Here is a 16546-nt window from a genome sequence, read left to right on the forward strand (position 1 = left end):
GAATCTGAACGCAGCGCCCGAGGCCGCATGGAGACCGCTTCTGCCCGCACGCGCCTCGGCGCTTGCCGGCGCGGCGCGGATCGTAGCGGATTCAGGCGCTCACATAGCACCCCATCGCGGCCCGCACCGCATCGGGCCATGGCCGCGGCGCCACGCGCCCGAGGTCCACGCAGACCAGGCGCTGCTCGAACTCGACGCGCAGGTCCCCGGAAGGACCCGCGAAGCGCACCGCCAGCAGCGCGCTCGATCCACCCAGCCGGCGGATGCGCAGCTCGCGCGTCAGGGTCTCGCCCAGCCGGCTCGGCGCGACGAAACGGCTGCTGAGTTCCGCCGTGGGCACGCCGCAGCGATCGCTGCCGTGCATCGCCTCGAAAGGCCAGGCCAGCGCTTCGCGGAACCAGTCCTCGACGCAATCGTTGAGCATCTCGAAGTAGCGCGGGAAGAACACGATGCCGGCCGCGTCGCAGTCCTTGAAGCGCACCCGCACGGTGTTGCGGAACACCTCGCTCACGGCCGCCCCGCCGCGCCGGCGCCCTGCTCGGCCAATTGCCGCAGGCGGAAGCGCTGCAGCTTGCCGGTCTCGGTACGCGGCAGGGCCGCCACGAACTCGATGCGGCGCGGATACTTGTACGGCGCGATCTCGCGCTTGACGTGTTCCTGCAGGGCTGTGCGCGTCGCTTCGTCCGCAGCCACGCCGGGGCGCAGCACCACGAAGGCCGTCACCACCTGCCCGCGCTCGGGATCGGCGGTGCCGATGACGCCGCACTCGGCCACTGCCTCGTGCTGCATCAGCGCGCTCTCGACCTCGGGGCCGGCGATGTTGTAGCCGGCCGAGACGATCATGTCGTCCGACCGCGCCTGGTAGAAGTAGTAGCCATCGGCATCGGCCATGAAGGTATCGCCGGGCAGGTTCCAGCCCGCCTTGACGTAGTTGGCCTGGCGCGGATCGTCCAGGTAGCGGCAGCCGGTCGGGCCGCGCACCGCCAGGCGCCCGACGGTGCCGGGCGGCACCGGTCGCATCTGCTCGTCGACGATCTGCGCCACATAGCCCGGCACCACCTTGCCGATGGCGCCGGGGCGCACTTCCGCGCCGGCGCTGGAGATGAAGATGTGCATCATCTCGGTACCGCCGATGCCGTCCGTCATCTCGATGCCGCTTGCCGCCTTCCAGCTCTGGCGCGTGGCGTCCGGCAGCGCCTCGCCGGCCGATACGCTCTTCTTCAGGCTGGCCAGGCGGTAGCGCGGCGCCAGCACCGCCATCTGCCGGTAGAAGGTCGGCGCGGTGAAAACGATGGTGGCGCCGAAGTCCTGGATCAGCTCCAGCAGCGACTCCGGCGTCAGCCGCTCGGCCAGCACGGTGCTGGCACCGACCCGCAACGGAAAGCAGAGGATGCCGCCGAGGCCGAAGGTGAAGGCGATCGGGGGCGTGCCGCAGAAGATGTCGTCCGGCCCGGGCTTCAGCACATGGCGCGGGAACAGGTCGCACATGGCCAGCACGTCGCGGTGGAAATGCACGGTGCCCTTGGGCTGGCCGGTGGTGCCGCTGGTGAAGGCGATCAGGCAGACGTCGTCGGCCGCCGTGTCACAGGCCGCGAAGGTTTCGGGCTTGCCCGCCAGGGCCGCTTCCAGGGAGGCCGGATCGTCCGCCTCCGCGTTGAACCATCGCACCTGCCGCAGGCTGGGCGTATGCTGCTCGCCCGGCGCCAGGTTGGCCTCCAGCTCCTCCCGCAGGCGCACGTCGCACAGGGCGGCACCGACCTCGGCCTTGTCGATGATCTGCTTGAGTTCGCGCGCGCGCAGCAAGGGCATGGTCGGCACGGCGATCAAGCCGGCCTTGACGGTGGCGAGCCAGCTCGCCGCCATCATCAGGTTGTTGGGCCCGCGCAGCAGCACGCGGTTGCCCGGCACCAGCCCCATGTCCTCGACCAGCACGTGCGCGATGCGGTTGACCAGCGCGGCCAGTTCCGCATAGCTGACCGAGTGCACCTGGCCGTCGCCGCCGCGATAGCGGATGGCGATGCGCCCGCCCCGTCCCTCGCGCACATGGCGGTCGACCAGTTCGGCCACACAGTTCAGCCGCGGCGGATATTGGGTGTCGTCGTTGAACAGGAACTCGGGCCAGGCGTCGCGCGGCGGCAGCCGGTCGCGGGCGAAGGGATCGCTGGGGGCGTTGGTGGGCATGCTTGTCTCCGTCGTTTTCCTCGATCGATATCCTGTATCCGGCCGGGCCGCCATGTGCGGTGCCGGCCTGGCGCCCTGCATCACAAAGTCGTTGACTCAGGGCACTAGCCGCGTGGCGCCATCGTTTCTCGCGCGATGATCAGCTTCTGCACTTCGGTGGCGCCCTCGTAGATGCGCAGCGCGCGGATCTCGCGGTACAGGCCCTCCACGCGCGAGCCCACCTTGACGCCCGCGCCGCCGAACATCTGCACGGCGCGGTCGATCACCTGCTGGGCGTTCTCGGTCGCCACCATCTTGGCCATGGCCGCCTCGCGCGTGGTGCGGCGCTGTGCCACGTCGCGCAGCCAGGCGGCGCGATAGGTCAGCAGCGCGGCGGCATCCACTGCGGTGGCCATCTCGCCGAGTGCCGCCTGCGTCAGTTGCAGGTCGCCCAGCACGCCGCCGAACATGGGCCGCGATGCGGCGCGCGCCAGCGCCTCGTCCAGCGCGGCACGGCCGAAGCCCAGCGCCGCCGCAGCCACCGAGGCGCGAAAGATATCGAGCGTCATCATCGCCACCTTGAAGCCCTGCCCCGCCTCGCCGAGGCGGTTGGCCACCGGCACGCGGCAACCGTCGAAGCGCAGCGTGGCGAGCGGATGCGGCGCCATCACTTCGATGCGCTCGGCGATCTCCAGGCCGGGTGTGCCGGCGTCGACCACGAAGGCGCTGATGCCGCGCGCGCCGGGCGCCTCGCCGGTGCGGGCGAACACGCAGTAGAAATCGGCGATGCCGCCATTCGAAATCCAGGTCTTGGCGCCATCCAGCACGTAATGGCTGCCGTCCTCCGACAGCCGGGCGCTGCACTGCATGGCGGCCACGTCGGAGCCGGCTTCCGGCTCTGACAGCGCGAAGGCGGCGATGGCCTCGCCGCGCGCCACGCGCGGCAGGTAGCGCTCGCGCAGCGCTTCGCTGCCGGCCAGCGTGATGGCGCCGGAACCGAGGCCCTGCATGGCAAAGGCGAAATCAGCCAGGCCGTCGTGGCGCGCCAGCGTCTCGCGCAGCAGGCACAGCGCGCGCGAATCCAGCGCCGGCAGCGCCCCGCCGTGCGCCGCCGGCACGCAGTAGCGCAGCCAGCCCGCCTCGCCGAGCTGACGCACCAGCGCGCGGCAGGCGGCATCGGTATCGCCATGGTCGACGTGCAGCGAAGCCTCGCACCAGGTATCGAGATCGCGCTCCAGCGTACGGTGCGCCTCGTCGAAGAAGGGCAGTTCCAGATAGGTCTTGTCTGACATGGATGCTCCTCAGTCGCCTTCGAACACCGGCTTGGACTTGGCCACGAAAGCTTCGTAGGCGCGGCGGAAATCCTGCGTCTGCATGCAGATGGCCTGCGCCTCGGCTTCCGCTTCGATCGCTTCGTCCAGGCCCATATTCCACTCCTGGTGCAGCAGCTTCTTGGTCACACCGTGGGCGAAGGTCGGGCCCGCGGCAAGCTGGGCGGCCAGCGCCTGCGCTTCGGCCAGCACCCGCTCCGGCGCGTGCAGAGCATTGAAGAAGCCCCATTGCAGCCCTTCCTGCGCGCTCATGCTGCGGCCGGTGTACAGCAATTCGCTGGCCCGCCCCTGCCCGATCACGCGCGGCAGCAGCGAGCACGCTCCCATGTCGGCGCCGGCCAGGCCCACCCGCACGAACAGGAAGGCAGTCTTGGCCGCCTCGGTGCCCAGGCGCATGTCGGAAGCCAGCGCCATCATCGCGCCGGCCCCGGCACAGATGCCGTCGATGGCACTGATGACCGGCTGCGGGCAGGCCCGCATGGCCTTGACCAGGTCGCCGGTCATGCGCGTGAACTCGAGCAGCTCGGGCATGCGCATGCGTGTCAGCGGGCCGATGATCTCGTGCACGTCGCCGCCGGAGCAGAAATTGCCGCCGGCGCCGGTAACCACCACCGTCTTGATGTCACTGGCGTAGCACAGGCCGCGGAAGAAATCGCGCAGTTCGGCGTAGGAATCGAAGGTCAGCGGGTTCTTGCGCTCCGGGCGGTTCAGCGTCACCGTGCCCACCTTGCCGTCGGCGGACACCGACCACAGGAAGTGGCGCGGCTGGTAGTCGGCGAAGGGGCGCTTATGATGGCGCATGTCGAGGGCGATATCGGTCATTTGCGGTCTCTCTGTGGTTCCGTTCTGTCCTGCTTGTCCTGTCGGTCCGGCCCACCGCAAGGAAGGGGCCGGTGCGGCGTGCGCTCTGGGCGCACAAGGGCGCTCAGCCCGCCATCACTTCGCCGCCGGCCACCGCGATGGCCTGTCCGGTCATGGCGCCTGCCGATGGCCGGCACAGCCACGCCACGGCGTCGGCGACCTCCTCCGGCTGCACCAGCCGCTTCTGCGGATTGCCGGCCGCCAGTTCGGCGCGCGCCTCGGCTTCGCTGCGTCCGGTCTTGGCCACGATGTTGGCGACCGCCTCGCGCACGATGTCGGTCTCGGTGTAGCCAGGGCAGACCGCGTTGACGGTGACGCCCTTGGCTGCCACCTCCAGCGCCAGCGCCCGCGTCAGGCCGATCACGCCATGCTTGGCGGCGCAATAGGCACTGACATAGCCATAGCCCCGCAGCCCCGCTGTGCTGGCCACGTTGACGATGCGCCCCCAGCCGGCAGCCAGCATGCCCGGCAGCGCCGCCTGGGCGCACAGGAATGTGCCGGTCAGGTTGACCTCGAGCATGGACTGCCACAGGGCCAGGTCGGTCTTGCCGAAGGGGGCGCTGCGCGCCTGGCCGGCGTTGTTGACCAGTACCGCCACCGGGCCGAGGCGCCCGCTCGCCGCGGCGAAGGCAAGGGAGACAGCCTCGGCGTCGGCGATATCCGCCGTTTCGACCGCCAGCACCGCCTCCGGCAACTCCACGCGCAGCGCGGCCGCCGTCTCGTGCAGGACGCCGGCATTGCGTCCGAGCAGGGTCACGCTGGCGCCATCGGCCAGCAGCCGGCGCGCGATCGCCGCGCCGATACCGCGCCCGGCGCCCGTCACCAGCGCATGGCGCCCCTGCAGTTCACCGCCTTGCCGTGCCGCTGCCATCGTCATTTCCCCGCCGCCGCCTGCGCCTCGAAAGCCGCGGCGCGCTCCAGGTTGGTCTCGTACTGGCGCTTGCCCGCCAGGTACTGCCGGGGCCAGGCGGCCTCGCGCCAGCCCAGCCGCGCTGCCTCGTGCAGTGTCCAGGCCGGGTCGGCCAGGTGCGGCCGCGCGATCGCACACAGATCGGCGCGGCCGGCGGCGATGATGCTGTCGACGTGGTCGGCCTCGAAGATGGCACCCACCGCGATGGTGGCGATGCCTGCCTCGTTGCGCACGCGGTCGGCGAACGGCGTCTGGTACATGCGGCCGTACACCGGCGCCTGGTCGGGGCTGACCTGGCCGGACGAGCAGTCGATCATATCGGCGCCGGCGGCCTTGAAGGCACGCGCGATCTCCACCGCGTCGTCCGGCGTGATACCGCCCTCGACCCAGTCGTGCGCCGAGATGCGCACCGACATCGGCCGTTCCTGCGGCCATGCAGCGCGCACCGCGCGGAACACTTCGAGCGGATAGCGCAGGCGGTTCTCCAGCGAGCCGCCGTAGGCATCGGCGCGCTGGTTGGTCAGCGGCGAGATGAAGCTGGACAGCAGGTAGCCGTGCGCGCAGTGCAGTTCCAGCCAGTCGAAACCGGCCTCGGCCGCCCGCCGCGCGGCCGCGACGAAGTCATCGCGCACGCGCGCCATGTCGTCCGCCGTCATCTCGCGCGGCACCTGCGAGATGCCCGGCAGATAAGGCAGCGGCGAGGCCGACTGCAGCGGCCAGTTGCCCTCGGGCAGCGGATGGTCCATCTGCTGCCAGCCGAGCTGGGTCGAGCCCTTGCGGCCGGCATGGCCGAGCTGCATGGCGATGCGCGCGTCGCTGTTGGCGTGGACGAAGTCGACGATGCGGCGCCAGGCATCGCGCTGGGCATCGTTCCACAAACCCGGGCAGCCCGGGGTGATGCGGGCATCCGGCGCGGTGCAAGTCATCTCGGCCACCACCATGCCGGCGCCCCCCATGGCGCGCGCGCCCAGGTGCACCAGGTGGAAGTCGCCTGGCACGCCGTCGACGCAGGAGTACATGGCCATCGGCGACACCACCACGCGGTTCTTCAAGGTGAGGCCGCGCACCCGGTAGGGCGTGAACATCGGCGGCAGCGACTTGCCTTCGCCCATGCCGGCGGCATCCGCCGGCATGCCTGCCGCGCGCGCCAGCCAGTGCTCGAAGCCCTGCACGTAGCCGGCATCGCGCAGGCGCAGGTTCTCGTGCGAGATGCGCTGCGAACGCGTCAGCAGCGAATAGGCGAACTGCTCGGGCGCCAGCTCCGCATAGCGCGCCACATTCTCGAACCACTCGGTGGAGTTGCGCGCGGCATTCTGGATCTTCAGCACTTCGACGCTGCGCGTGGCCTCGTAGCGCGCCAGCGCCTCGGGCAGGCGAGCCGCACCGGCGTCACCGATCTCGGCCGCCAGGTCGATGGCATCCTCGAGCGCCAGCTTGGTGCCGGAGCCGATGGAGAAATGCGCGGTGTGTGCCGCATCGCCCATCAGCACCACCGGCACGCGACGCCCGCCAGCCAGCGTGTTCCAGTGCACCCAGTGCTGGCAGATCACGCGCGGGAAGCGGATCCAGATCGCCGAGCCGCGCAGGTGGGTGGCATTGCTGATCAGCTTGTGGCCATCCAGGTAGCGCGCGAACAGCCGCTCGCAGTAGGCCACCCCCTCCTCCTGGCTCATCTGCTCGATGCCGGCGGCCTGCCAGACCTCTTCGGGCGCCTCCACGATGAAGGTGGAGGTGTTGTCGTCGAAGCGGTAGGCATGCGCCTGGAACCAGCCGTGCTCGGTCTTCTCGAAGGCGAAGGTGAAGGCGTCGAACAGCTTGCGGGTGCCCAGCCAGACGAAGCGGCAGCGGCGCGTGTCGATGTCGGGCTGGAAGGCGTCGGCGTAGCGGGTGCGGATGCGGCTGTTGATGCCGTCCGAGGCGATCACCAGGTCGGCTTCGTACTGCTCGGCCAGGGCCTGGTCGTCCGTCACGTCGGTCTCGAACACCAGGCGCACGCCGAGCGCCTCGCAACGCGCCTGCAGGATATTGAGGAGGCGCTTGCGGCCGATGCCGATGAAGCCATGGCCGCCCGAGCGGATGGTGCGCCCGCCGATATGGACGTCGATATCGTCCCAGTGGTTGAAGGCCTCGTTGATCTGGGCCGCGCTGACGGGATCGGCCTCCTTCAGGTTGTCCATGGTGGCATCGGAAAACACCACGCCCCAGCCGAAGGTGTCGTACGGGCGGTTGCGCTCCACCACGATGACCTCGTTGCGCGGATCCTGCAGCTTCATCAGCAAGCCGAAATAGAGCCCCGCCGGACCGCCACCAATGCACAGCACACGCATGTCTTGTCTCCTTGTGCGCCGGTCGCCGCATACCGCTTGCCCGGCTGCCGACCCCGCCTTGATCGTCTAGCCTGACCGTCTAGATCAAGCCTAAATATTTCATGTTTAAAATATTAGGAGGCATCACCGGGAAACGCAAGACCTGTTTGCCCCCATCGCCAGATGCCTGCCCCCCTCGCAATGTGGAGGCGACGGCGCGGGCAGGCCGGTCAGCCCTGCCCGCGCCCCTCTCCGCTCAAGCCTTCAGGGCGTCCTGCAGCATCTCAAGCGCGACGGGATCCTCGATGGTGGTCAGGTCGCCGGTCGCCCGGCCTTCGGCCACGGCCTGGATCGCGCGTCGCAACAGCTTGCCGGATCGTGTCTTGGGCAGCACGTTGACGAACACCACACGCGCCGGCTTGGCCACCGCACCGAGCTGCTGCTCCACAGTCTTCATCAACTCGGTCTCGAATGCCTGCCGGCCGGGCGCGTCAGCCACCCTGGCCGGATCGCGCGCCACGCAGACTCCCAGCGCCACCTGGCCCTTGAGCGCATCCTGCACGCCGACCACGGCCACCTCGGCCACGCCCGCGTGCGAGGACAGGCTCTCCTCGATCTCGCGGGTGCCAAGCCGGTGGCCGGCCACATTGATCACATCGTCGGTACGGCCGAGGATGAAGACATAGCCGTCTTCGTCCTGCACGCCCCAATCGAAGGTGGAATAACAGCGGCGGTTTGGCACCGACGACCAGTAGGTCTTGACGAAGCGCTCGTCATCTCCCCAGATCGTGCTCATGCAGCCCGGCGGCAGCGGGCCGTCGATGGCCACCACTCCCTTCTGCCCGGGCGCGCAGACTTCGCCGGTGGACTCATCGACGATCTTCAGGTCGTAACCATAGGCGGGCACGCCGGGCGAGCCCAGCTTGGCCGGCAGCGGTTCGATGCCGCGCTGGATGGCGATGATCGGCCAGCCGGTCTCGGTCTGCCAGTAGTTGTCCACCACCGGCTTGCCGATACCCTGCTGGATCCAGTCCGCGGTGGGTTCGTCGAGCGGCTCGCCGGCCAGGAACAGCAGGCGCAGGCTGGACAGGTCGTAGCGCTTCAGCCAGGCCGGGTCCTGCTTCTTCAGCACGCGGATGGCGGTGGGCGCGGTGAACATCAGGTTCACCTTGTACTCCTGCACCAGTTGCCACAGGATGCCGCCGTCTGGCCGCACCGGCGTACCCTCGTACATCAGCGTGGCCAGGCCGGCCAGCAGCGGCGCGTAGATGATGTAGCTGTGCCCGACCACCCAGCCGATGTCCGAGCAGGTAAACATGGTATCGCCCGGCTTGCCGCAGAAGATGTACTCCATCGACGTCGCCAGCGCCACCGCATAGCCACCGGTGTCGCGCTGCACGCCCTTCGGCTTGCCCGTGGTACCTGAGGTGTAGAGCACGTAGGACGGCTCGCTCGATTCGAGCCAGGCGCATGGCACGCGCGCCGCGCCCACGTGCCCGCGCCACGCGGCGTAGTCTTCGTCGCGCCCCGGCGTGCGCGCCATCGCCGCCAGCCCGCGGTCGACCAGCAACACGCGCTCGGGCTGGTGCGAGGCCAGGCGCAGCGCCTCGTCGAGCAGGGGCTTGTACGGCACCACCTTGCCGGCACGCGAGCCGGCGTCGGCACTGATGACCACGCGCGGCTGCGCATCGTCGATGCGAGCGGCGAGGCTGACCGAGGCGAAGCCGCCGAACACCACCGAATGGATGGCGCCGATGCGGGCACAGGCCAGCATGGCGAAAGCCGCCTCGGGAATCATCGGCAGGTAGATCAGCACGCGGTCGCCCTTGGCCACGCCGAAAGCCTGCAGGATGGCGGCCATGCGGTTGACCTCGTCGTGCAGCTCCGCGTAGGTGTAGCGGCGGCGCTCGCCGGTTTCGGTGGAAACGTGGATCAGCGCGGTCTGGCCGGCGCGCTCGGCGAGGTGGCGGTCGACCGCGTTGTGGCAGAGATTGGTGCGCCCGCCGACGAACCAGCGCGTGAAGGGTGCTCGGCTGTCGTCCAGCACCTGTTCGAAGGGGGTCTCCCAGTCGATGCGTCTGGCCTGTTCGGCCCAGAACCCCTCGGGGTCGGCCAGGGAACGCGCGTGCAGGGCGCGGCTAGCGGTCATGGCTGTCTCCTCCGCGCGTAGGCGGCTGTGGTTGTGCCGCTAGTTTGCCACCGCCGCGCGTACCGCAGGAAGATCCGCACCCGCCGCTTCCTTGCGCCAGCGCAAGGCAGGCGCCGCCAGCCGCGGCCGTCAGTGCTTCTTGCCGCCCTTGCCAGCCGACGCCTTGGCCGGCGCCGCCTTGGCGGTAGCGGCCCTGGGAGCGGGGGCAGCCTTGGCGGCGGCGCCCCTGGCCGTCGGCGCGGCCTTGCGCGCCGGCGCCGCCGTGGCGCGCCCGCGCGGCTCGGCCCGCGCTTCCGCACGCGGGTGCGCCGACACGCGCACGACCTCTGCACCACCCCGCGCCGCCGGCTCGGCACGCGCGCCGCCGGCGCGCACCGGCACCATCAGCACCAGGCTCTGGCCTGCCACCAGCTTGGTGCCGGGCAGGTGGTTCCAGCCCATCAGCTGGCTGGCGGTGACGCCGTAGCGCCGCGCGATCGACGCCACCGTGTCGCGCCGCCCCGCGCGCACCACGACGCGCCGGGCATCGGGGAGATCGGGCTCCACGGCCAGCATGGCATTGTCGGCCACGCTGGCGCTGATGTCCTCGTCATTGCGTTCGGTACGCGGGATCATCACCGTCGAGCCGGCCTTCAGCCGCATGCCCTTGGGTATGCGGTTGATCTCGCGCAGGGTGTCCGGATCGATCTTCAGCCGCGCCGCCAGCGCCTCCACCCGCTCGCGGTTGTCCACCGTGACGGCGGTCCAGCTCGACAGGCCGCCGCGATAGGTATTGAGGTTGTACTGGAAGCGCTCCGCGTTGTCGAAGGGCAGCAGGATCTGCGGGTTGGCCGCGCCGAGGATCACTGGGCGGTTGAAGGAGGGGTTGAGCGCCTTGAACTCCTCCAGCGGCATGTTGGCCAGCTTGGCGGCCAGCGCCACGTCGATGTCGCGCGAGGTAGTGACGGTGACGAAGTAGGGATGGTCGGGAATGTCCGGCAGCTTGATGCCGTAGAGCTCGGGGTTGCTGATGATGTTCTTGACCGCCTGCAGCTTCGGCACGTAGTAACGCGTTTCGTTCGGCATGCTCAGGCTGGCGTAGTCGGTCGGCAGCCCGCGCGCCTGGTTGCGCGAGATCGCGCGCGACACGGCGCCTTCGCCCCAGTTGTAGGCCGCCAGCGCCAGCTGCCAGTCGCCGAACATGTCGTACAGGCGCGCCAGGTAGTCGAGCGCGGCATCGGTCGAGGCCAGCACGTCGCGGCGCTCGTCGCGGAACATGTTCTGCTTGAGCTTGTAGGTCTTGCCCGTGCTCGGGATGAACTGCCACATGCCGGCCGCCTTGGCGCTCGACTCGGCCTGCGGGTTGAACGCGCTCTCGACGAAGGGCAGCAACGCCAGCTCGGTCGGCATGTTGCGACGCTCGAGTTCCTCGACGATGTGGTAGAGGTAGCGGCTCGAGCGGCTGATCATGCGCTCCATGTACTCGGGGCGCTGGGCATACCACTGCGTGCGGTCGTCCACCAGCGTGCCTTCCAGGTCGGGCATGGCGAAGCCGCGCCGGATACGGTCCCAGATATCGTTCTGCTGGACGTTCAGCCAATCCCTGCCGCCGCCTTCGCCACCTGCGGGCGGCTTGCCGCTGGCCGCGTTCAGCCCGCCGGCTGCCTTGCCGGTGGTCAGGCTGTTGAGCGGGTCGGGCGTGCCACGCTGCGCGGTCGCTGTGCCGGCCGTATCGGCGGCGGGCGGCGCGCCCGCGCACGCTGCCAGCAAGGCAGCGCAGGCGACCACCGCCATGAATCGACCAATTTTCATCAATTTCTCGAATCGTGACGCTAAAAAATTGCCTGATGCTATGAAAAACGCGCTATGGCGTCAATGAGATTCTCCCCCGGCAAAGCCGGGCAACCGTCGAGAGACGCGGGAAGCGCCCGGCGCGATGGCGGCCGGGCGGACCCTAGCGGAAGCCGTCCTTCCAGCCGCGCAGTGCGCCGAAAGCCGCCGCATCGTTGCCGGGGTGGCTCCCATGGGCAACGAGCGCCGCACGCACCGCCGGCTCGCGCGAGCGCAGGAAAGGATTGACCGCACGCTCCAGCCCGATCGTGGTGGGCACGGTCGGCCGGCCCTGCCCGCGCAGATCCTGCACGCGTGCCTGCCAGTCGGCCAGCGCCGCATTGGCCGGCTCCACCGCCAGCGCGAAACGCACATTGGAGGCGGTGTACTCATGCGCACAGTAGACGCGGGTGGCGGGCGGCAATGCCGCCAGCTTGTCGAGCGAGTCCAGCATCTGCGCCGGAGAGCCCTCGAACAGCCGGCCGCAGCCGCTGGCGAACAGGGTATCGCCGCAGAACACGGCCGGACCGCTGTCGCCAAGTGCGGAGTCATCCGCCACGTAGGCCACATGGCCAGCCGTGTGACCGGGCACGTCCAGCACGCGCAGCTGCAACGCTGGCGCCGCCAGTGCCACCACGTCGCCTTCGCGCACGGCCTGGGTGCGGCCGCCGATGCGCTCGCCGGCCGGCCCGATGACCGGCAGCGGGCCGCCGCCGGGCGCGAGCGGATGCGCCTGCAGCAGGTCCGCGACGCCGCCCTGGTGATCGCCGTGGTGATGGGTGATTACAATAGCGCCCAGAGCCAGCCGATGCTGTGCCAGGAAACGCTCGACCGGGCCCGCCTCGCCGGGATCCACCACGGCGGCGCAGTGACCATCGTGGATCGCCCAGATATAGTTATCCTGGAATGCAGGAATCGGCTCCACTCTCAACATACTTGCTCCTATGTCCGACCGACCGATTATAGATTGGGAAGGCTGGCTCGCCTCGCCACCCGGGCAGTACATGCTCGGCTGGGAACAGGGCCAGTACGATCGCACGGTGACGGACATCTTCGGCTACCACGCTGTGCAGCTCGGCCTGCCGGTGATCGACACCCTGCGCGAGAACCGCATGCCCTTCTCGGCGCTTGCGCTGGACGCGGACGGCGGTCCGCACGGTCCGCGCAGCGGCCAGCCCGACGCGCGTCAGCTGTTGTGCCGTTTCGACGAACTGCCCTTCGACACACAGAGCCTGGACCTCGTCACCCTGCCCCATGTGCTGGAGTTCAGCGAGTATCCGCACGAGGTGCTGCGCGAGGTCGCGCGGGTACTGATGCCTGAGGGCCGCGTGGTCGTCACCTGCTTCAACCCGATGAGCCTGTGGGGGGCCCGCCAGGGCCTGAACCGCATCGGCGTCGAGCCCTTCCTTCCGACCGACGCGCAGTCGATCGGTTTCGTGCGCATCAAGGATTGGCTCAAGCTGCTCGGCTTCGATATCATCCGTGGCCGCTTCGGCTGCTACTGCCCGCCCTACCGCACCGAGCGCTGGCTGCAGCGCGCGGCCTTCATGGAGAAGGCGGGCGACCGCTGGTGGCCGATCTTCGGCGCCGTCTACATGATCTCGGCGATCAAGCGGGTGCGCGGCGTGCGCCTGGTCGGCCCGGCATGGAAGCCGGCCAAGGCGTCCCTCAAGCCGGTGGCGGCACCGGTGGCCACCCCGACCGGCACCCACGGCAAGGCCCCTGGCGGCACGCCTCGCGGCGGCGCCTAGGCGCCCGGCCCTGACGCCAATCCCTATCGCCAATCCACATCGCCGGGCCGCGCGCGGGCCGGCACGAACCTTGAATCACATGGAAGCACTGCAAGAAGTCACGATCTATTCCGATGGCGCCTGCAAGGGCAATCCTGGCCCCGGCGGCTGGGGCGCGCTGCTGGTGGCCGGCACGAGCGAGAAGGAACTGTTCGGCGGCGAGCGCGGCACCACCAACAACCGCATGGAACTGACCGCGGTGATCGAGGCCTTGCGGGCGCTCAAGCGCCCATGCCGCATCCAGGTCTATACCGACTCCCAGTATGTGCAGAAGGGCATCAGCGAATGGCTGCCCGGGTGGAAGGCGCGTGGCTGGAAGACCGCCGACAAGAAACCGGTCAAGAATGCCGACCTGTGGCAGTCGCTGGACGTCGAGGCCGCACGCCACCAGGTCAGCTGGCACTGGGTGCGCGGCCACAACGGCCATCCCGGCAACGAGCGCGCCGACGCGCTGGCCAACCGGGGCGTCGCCTCGCTGGCGGCCTGAGGCCTGCCCGCGCGCTCCGGTAGAATGCCCGCCATGCGACAGATCGTTCTCGATACCGAAACCACCGGCCTGAATGCCGCCACCGGCGACCGCCTGATTGAAATCGGCTGTGTGGAGATGGTCAACCGGCGCCTGACGGGGCGCAATCTGCATTTCTACGTCAACCCCGAGCGCGAGATCGACGAAGGCGCGATCGCCGTGCACGGGCTGACGCTCGAGTTCCTCTCGGACAAGCCGCGCTTCGCCGAGGTGGTCGAGCCCATCCGCGAGTTCGTGCGCGATGCCGAGTTGATCATCCACAACGCGAGCTTCGACCTGGGCTTCCTCGACATGGAATTCCAGCTGCTCGGCCTGCCGCCATTCCGCGAGCACGTCGGCGGCGTGATCGATACGCTCAAGGAAGCGCGCCAGATGTTCCCCGGCAAGCGCAATTCGCTCGATGCGCTGTGCGATCGGCTGGGCGTCAGCAACGCGCACCGGACGCTGCACGGCGCCTTGCTGGATGCGGAACTGCTGGCCGAGGTCTACCTCGCCATGACGCGCGGCCAGGACTCCCTGGTCATCGATGCCCTCGACGATGGCGACGGACCGGGTCACGCGGTGGCCTCGGCGGACCTGTCCGCGCTCGACCTGCCCGTGCTGCGCGCCAGCGAGGAAGAGGTGGCCGCCCATGCAGCAGTGCTGAAGGAACTCGACAAAGCGAGCGGCGGCAAGACCGTCTGGCAGGAGGTGCCGGCGGCCTGAAGCCACCTGCGGCAAAGTGCCAATGGCGCAGCGCCGCAAGAATTTTGCGGAAAGGGCTTTACAAGATACCGCGGCTTCTGCATAATCTCATTTCTCCGCTGCACGACAGCAACAACGCAGCAGCAGGGGTGGTTAGCTCAGCGGTAGAGCACTGCCTTCACACGGCAGGGGTCACAGGTTCAATCCCTGTACCACCCACCAGATTTGGCTGGCAACGCCTTACGTTGCCAAAAAACCCCGAAGCCGGAAGGCCTCGGGGTTTTTTGTTTTGCGCCATCATGCCTGGGCGCTTCGGCTTTGGCGAAGGAAGGAGCAAGCGCCCCCCCCTACCTTGCGCGCTTACCGCCAGACCTCCTCGTCCGGCACCACGGTGGCGAAACGGTCATGCAGCGCGGCCAGCGCGGCGCGATGCACCTGCGCCGCCGGCAGCGCAGGCCCGCCGAGCGGATCCGGCAGGTCGCGCGTAGCGCAGGCGCCCGCCACCACGGTGCTGCGATAGCCGTGATCGAGCGCCGCGCGCACCGTCGCGCTGACGCACATATGCGTCTGGAAACCCGCCACCACCAGTTCCTTGCGACCGGCCCGCGCGAGCACCGCGGCGAGGTCGGTGCCGGCGAAGCTGTTCGGCAGCCCCTTGACCACGGTGGCTTCGCCGGCAGCCGGAACGAGGTCGGCGATGATGGCCGCGTAGGGTCCGCTCGGATCGAAGGCCCCGCTACCCGGGCGCCCATGGTGGACCACGTGGACGACCGGTGCGCCCCGCTCGCGCGCCTGCGCCAGCAGCGCGGCGCAGCGGGCCACCGCCGCCGGCATGCCACTCAGCGGCAGCCGGCCATCGACATATTCACGCTGGTGGTCGATCAGCAGCAGCACGGCGGCGTCCCAGGCGGACGGCGCGCGGCTGGCGCCGGCAAGATCGAGCAGGGTGAAGGCTTGGGACATAGCGAGGATCTCCTGGTACAGGTGGCAGGGGCGGCCCAGGGATAGCGGCGCGCACCACCGCGGGCCAGAGGCGCGGCAGGCGCCTTCCGGGACGCTTCGCAGCCATCTTAGGCTGCGCTAAGCTGTACGCCAATTCTCCAATCCCTCACGATCGCTGTGCAAAAACGTTCACTCTGCTGGGATGACCTGCTGACCCTGTCGGCACTGCAACGCTGCGGCAGCTATTCCGCCTGCGCACGCGAACTCGGTCTCACCCATGCCACCGCGATCCGCCGCATACGGCGCCTGGAAGCCGCGCTCGGCGGCGCGGTCGCCACGCGCACCGACGGCGCCTTCGTCCTCACCGGCACCGGCCGCGCGGCCTTGGAGGCGGCGCGCCAGATGGAACGCAGCGCGGATCGCCTGCTGCGGGAGACCGAACACGCCGGAGCCGGCGTCTCGGGCGAGGTGCGGATGGCCGCCACTGCCGCGCTCGGCAGCGAATTCCTCACACCGCGGCTGCCGGGCCTGTACGCCGCCCATCCAGCCATCCAGGTACGGCTCGAACTGGACAACCGCGTTGCCAGCCTGGCGCGCCGCCGCGCGCATATCGCGGTGCGACTGGCACGCCCGCAGGAGGAGGATGTCGTGGCGCAGCGTGCCGGCACCGTGCAATTCGGCTTCTACGTGCGCGCCCGCGACGCGGCGATGCACCGCCCGGATGCCAGCGCGAGCGCTGCCCTGCCCTGCTGTGCGCTGCTGGACGATGGCCTCGGCCTGCCCGAGTGCGCCTGGCCGCAGGCGCGCGGCGGCCCGGTCGCCTTCCAGTCCAACAGCCTGCATGCCGTGCAGCAGGCGGTGCGGGCCGGCCTGGGTGCGGGCCTGCTGCCGCACTACCTGGCCGCTCACGATGTCAGCCTGGCGAAGCTGCACGATGTGCCGGAAGTAACGCGCGAGATCTGGCTCGCCTATCCGGCGGAATTCCGCGGCCACTCGCGCTTCCGTCCGGTCATCGACTGGTTGCAGCAGACGCTCGCCACCTGCCCTTGACCTGCCCTTGATGCCGGACCTTCACCTG

Annotated in this window: 14 protein-coding genes and 1 tRNA gene; 5 read left to right on the forward strand and 10 right to left on the reverse strand. The window is 69.5% G+C overall.

All coding sequences use genetic code 11. From position 1 onward, the window contains the following. Positions 1-91: 91 nt before the first annotated feature. The 9 genes from BKK80_RS15165 to gloB all read right to left on the reverse strand — a co-directional run bounded on the left by BKK80_RS15165 (position 92) and on the right by gloB (position 12460). The gene (locus BKK80_RS15165) at positions 92-511 is read right to left on the reverse strand and encodes an acyl-CoA thioesterase (RefSeq protein WP_071014112.1); all 420 of its coding nucleotides are present in this window, start codon (positions 509-511) and stop codon (positions 92-94) included. Further along, positions 508-2181: an AMP-binding protein gene (locus BKK80_RS15170; RefSeq protein ID WP_071070115.1), complete on the reverse strand. Its 1674-nt coding sequence runs from the start codon at positions 2179-2181 to the stop codon at positions 508-510. Before BKK80_RS15170 ends, BKK80_RS15165 begins: the two co-directional genes overlap by 4 nt. Before the next feature lie 104 nt (positions 2182-2285). Continuing rightward, positions 2286-3452: an acyl-CoA dehydrogenase family protein gene (locus BKK80_RS15175; protein WP_071070117.1), complete on the reverse strand. Its 1167-nt coding sequence runs from the start codon at positions 3450-3452 to the stop codon at positions 2286-2288. Between the two features lie 9 nt (positions 3453-3461). Further along, positions 3462-4313, reverse strand: a complete 852-nt coding sequence (locus tag BKK80_RS15180; RefSeq protein WP_071014120.1) for an enoyl-CoA hydratase family protein — start codon at positions 4311-4313, stop codon at positions 3462-3464. Between the two features lie 103 nt (positions 4314-4416). Further along, complete coding sequence (locus tag BKK80_RS15185) at positions 4417-5223, reverse strand: SDR family NAD(P)-dependent oxidoreductase (protein WP_071070119.1); 807 nt, start codon at positions 5221-5223, stop codon at positions 4417-4419. 2 nt (positions 5224-5225) lie between these two features. Further along, complete coding sequence (locus BKK80_RS15190; protein WP_071070120.1) at positions 5226-7589, reverse strand: bifunctional salicylyl-CoA 5-hydroxylase/oxidoreductase; 2364 nt, start codon at positions 7587-7589, stop codon at positions 5226-5228. Between the two features lie 235 nt (positions 7590-7824). Further along, positions 7825-9717, reverse strand: coding sequence for a propionate--CoA ligase (locus BKK80_RS15195; protein WP_071070122.1), 1893 nt, complete (start codon positions 9715-9717; stop codon positions 7825-7827). A gap of 129 nt (positions 9718-9846) precedes the next feature. Next, the gene (locus tag BKK80_RS15200) at positions 9847-11508 is read right to left on the reverse strand and encodes a transglycosylase SLT domain-containing protein (RefSeq protein WP_071070124.1); all 1662 of its coding nucleotides are present in this window, start codon (positions 11506-11508) and stop codon (positions 9847-9849) included. Positions 11509-11650: 142 nt separating this feature from the next. Beyond that, a complete protein-coding gene (gloB, locus tag BKK80_RS15205) occupies positions 11651-12460 on the reverse strand; it encodes a hydroxyacylglutathione hydrolase (protein ID WP_071070126.1) in 810 nt (269 codons plus the stop codon). A 10-nt stretch (positions 12461-12470) separates the two neighbouring features. Between gloB and BKK80_RS15210 the strand changes: the two genes are divergently transcribed. The 4 genes from BKK80_RS15210 (at position 12471) to BKK80_RS15225 (ending at position 14748) form a co-directional block, all read left to right on the forward strand. Continuing rightward, positions 12471-13277 carry a class I SAM-dependent methyltransferase gene (locus BKK80_RS15210; protein WP_071014137.1) on the forward strand — a complete coding sequence of 269 codons (807 nt, stop codon included), beginning with the start codon at positions 12471-12473 and terminating at the stop codon, positions 13275-13277. An 88-nt stretch (positions 13278-13365) separates the two neighbouring features. Beyond that, complete coding sequence (gene rnhA, locus BKK80_RS15215) at positions 13366-13803, forward strand: ribonuclease HI (RefSeq protein ID WP_071038566.1); 438 nt, start codon at positions 13366-13368, stop codon at positions 13801-13803. Between the two features lie 33 nt (positions 13804-13836). After that, positions 13837-14547: a DNA polymerase III subunit epsilon gene (gene dnaQ / locus BKK80_RS15220; protein ID WP_071014139.1), complete on the forward strand. Its 711-nt coding sequence runs from the start codon at positions 13837-13839 to the stop codon at positions 14545-14547. Between the two features lie 126 nt (positions 14548-14673). Then, positions 14674-14748, forward strand: a tRNA-Val gene (locus BKK80_RS15225). A 138-nt stretch (positions 14749-14886) separates the two neighbouring features. Here the strand turns inward: BKK80_RS15225 and BKK80_RS15230 are convergent. Next, entirely contained in the window at positions 14887-15489 is a 603-nt protein-coding gene (locus BKK80_RS15230; RefSeq protein ID WP_071070127.1) for a cysteine hydrolase family protein, read from the reverse strand. Between the two features lie 156 nt (positions 15490-15645). Here BKK80_RS15230 and BKK80_RS15235 point away from each other — a divergent pair, with 156 nt between their 5' ends. Beyond that, positions 15646-16518, forward strand: a complete 873-nt coding sequence (locus BKK80_RS15235; RefSeq protein ID WP_071070129.1) for a LysR family transcriptional regulator — start codon at positions 15646-15648, stop codon at positions 16516-16518. The last annotated feature ends 28 nt before the right edge of the window (positions 16519-16546 follow it).

Origin of the sequence: Cupriavidus malaysiensis (assembly GCF_001854325.1) — a bacterium.
Taxonomy (GTDB): Bacteria; Pseudomonadota; Gammaproteobacteria; order Burkholderiales; family Burkholderiaceae; genus Cupriavidus; species Cupriavidus malaysiensis.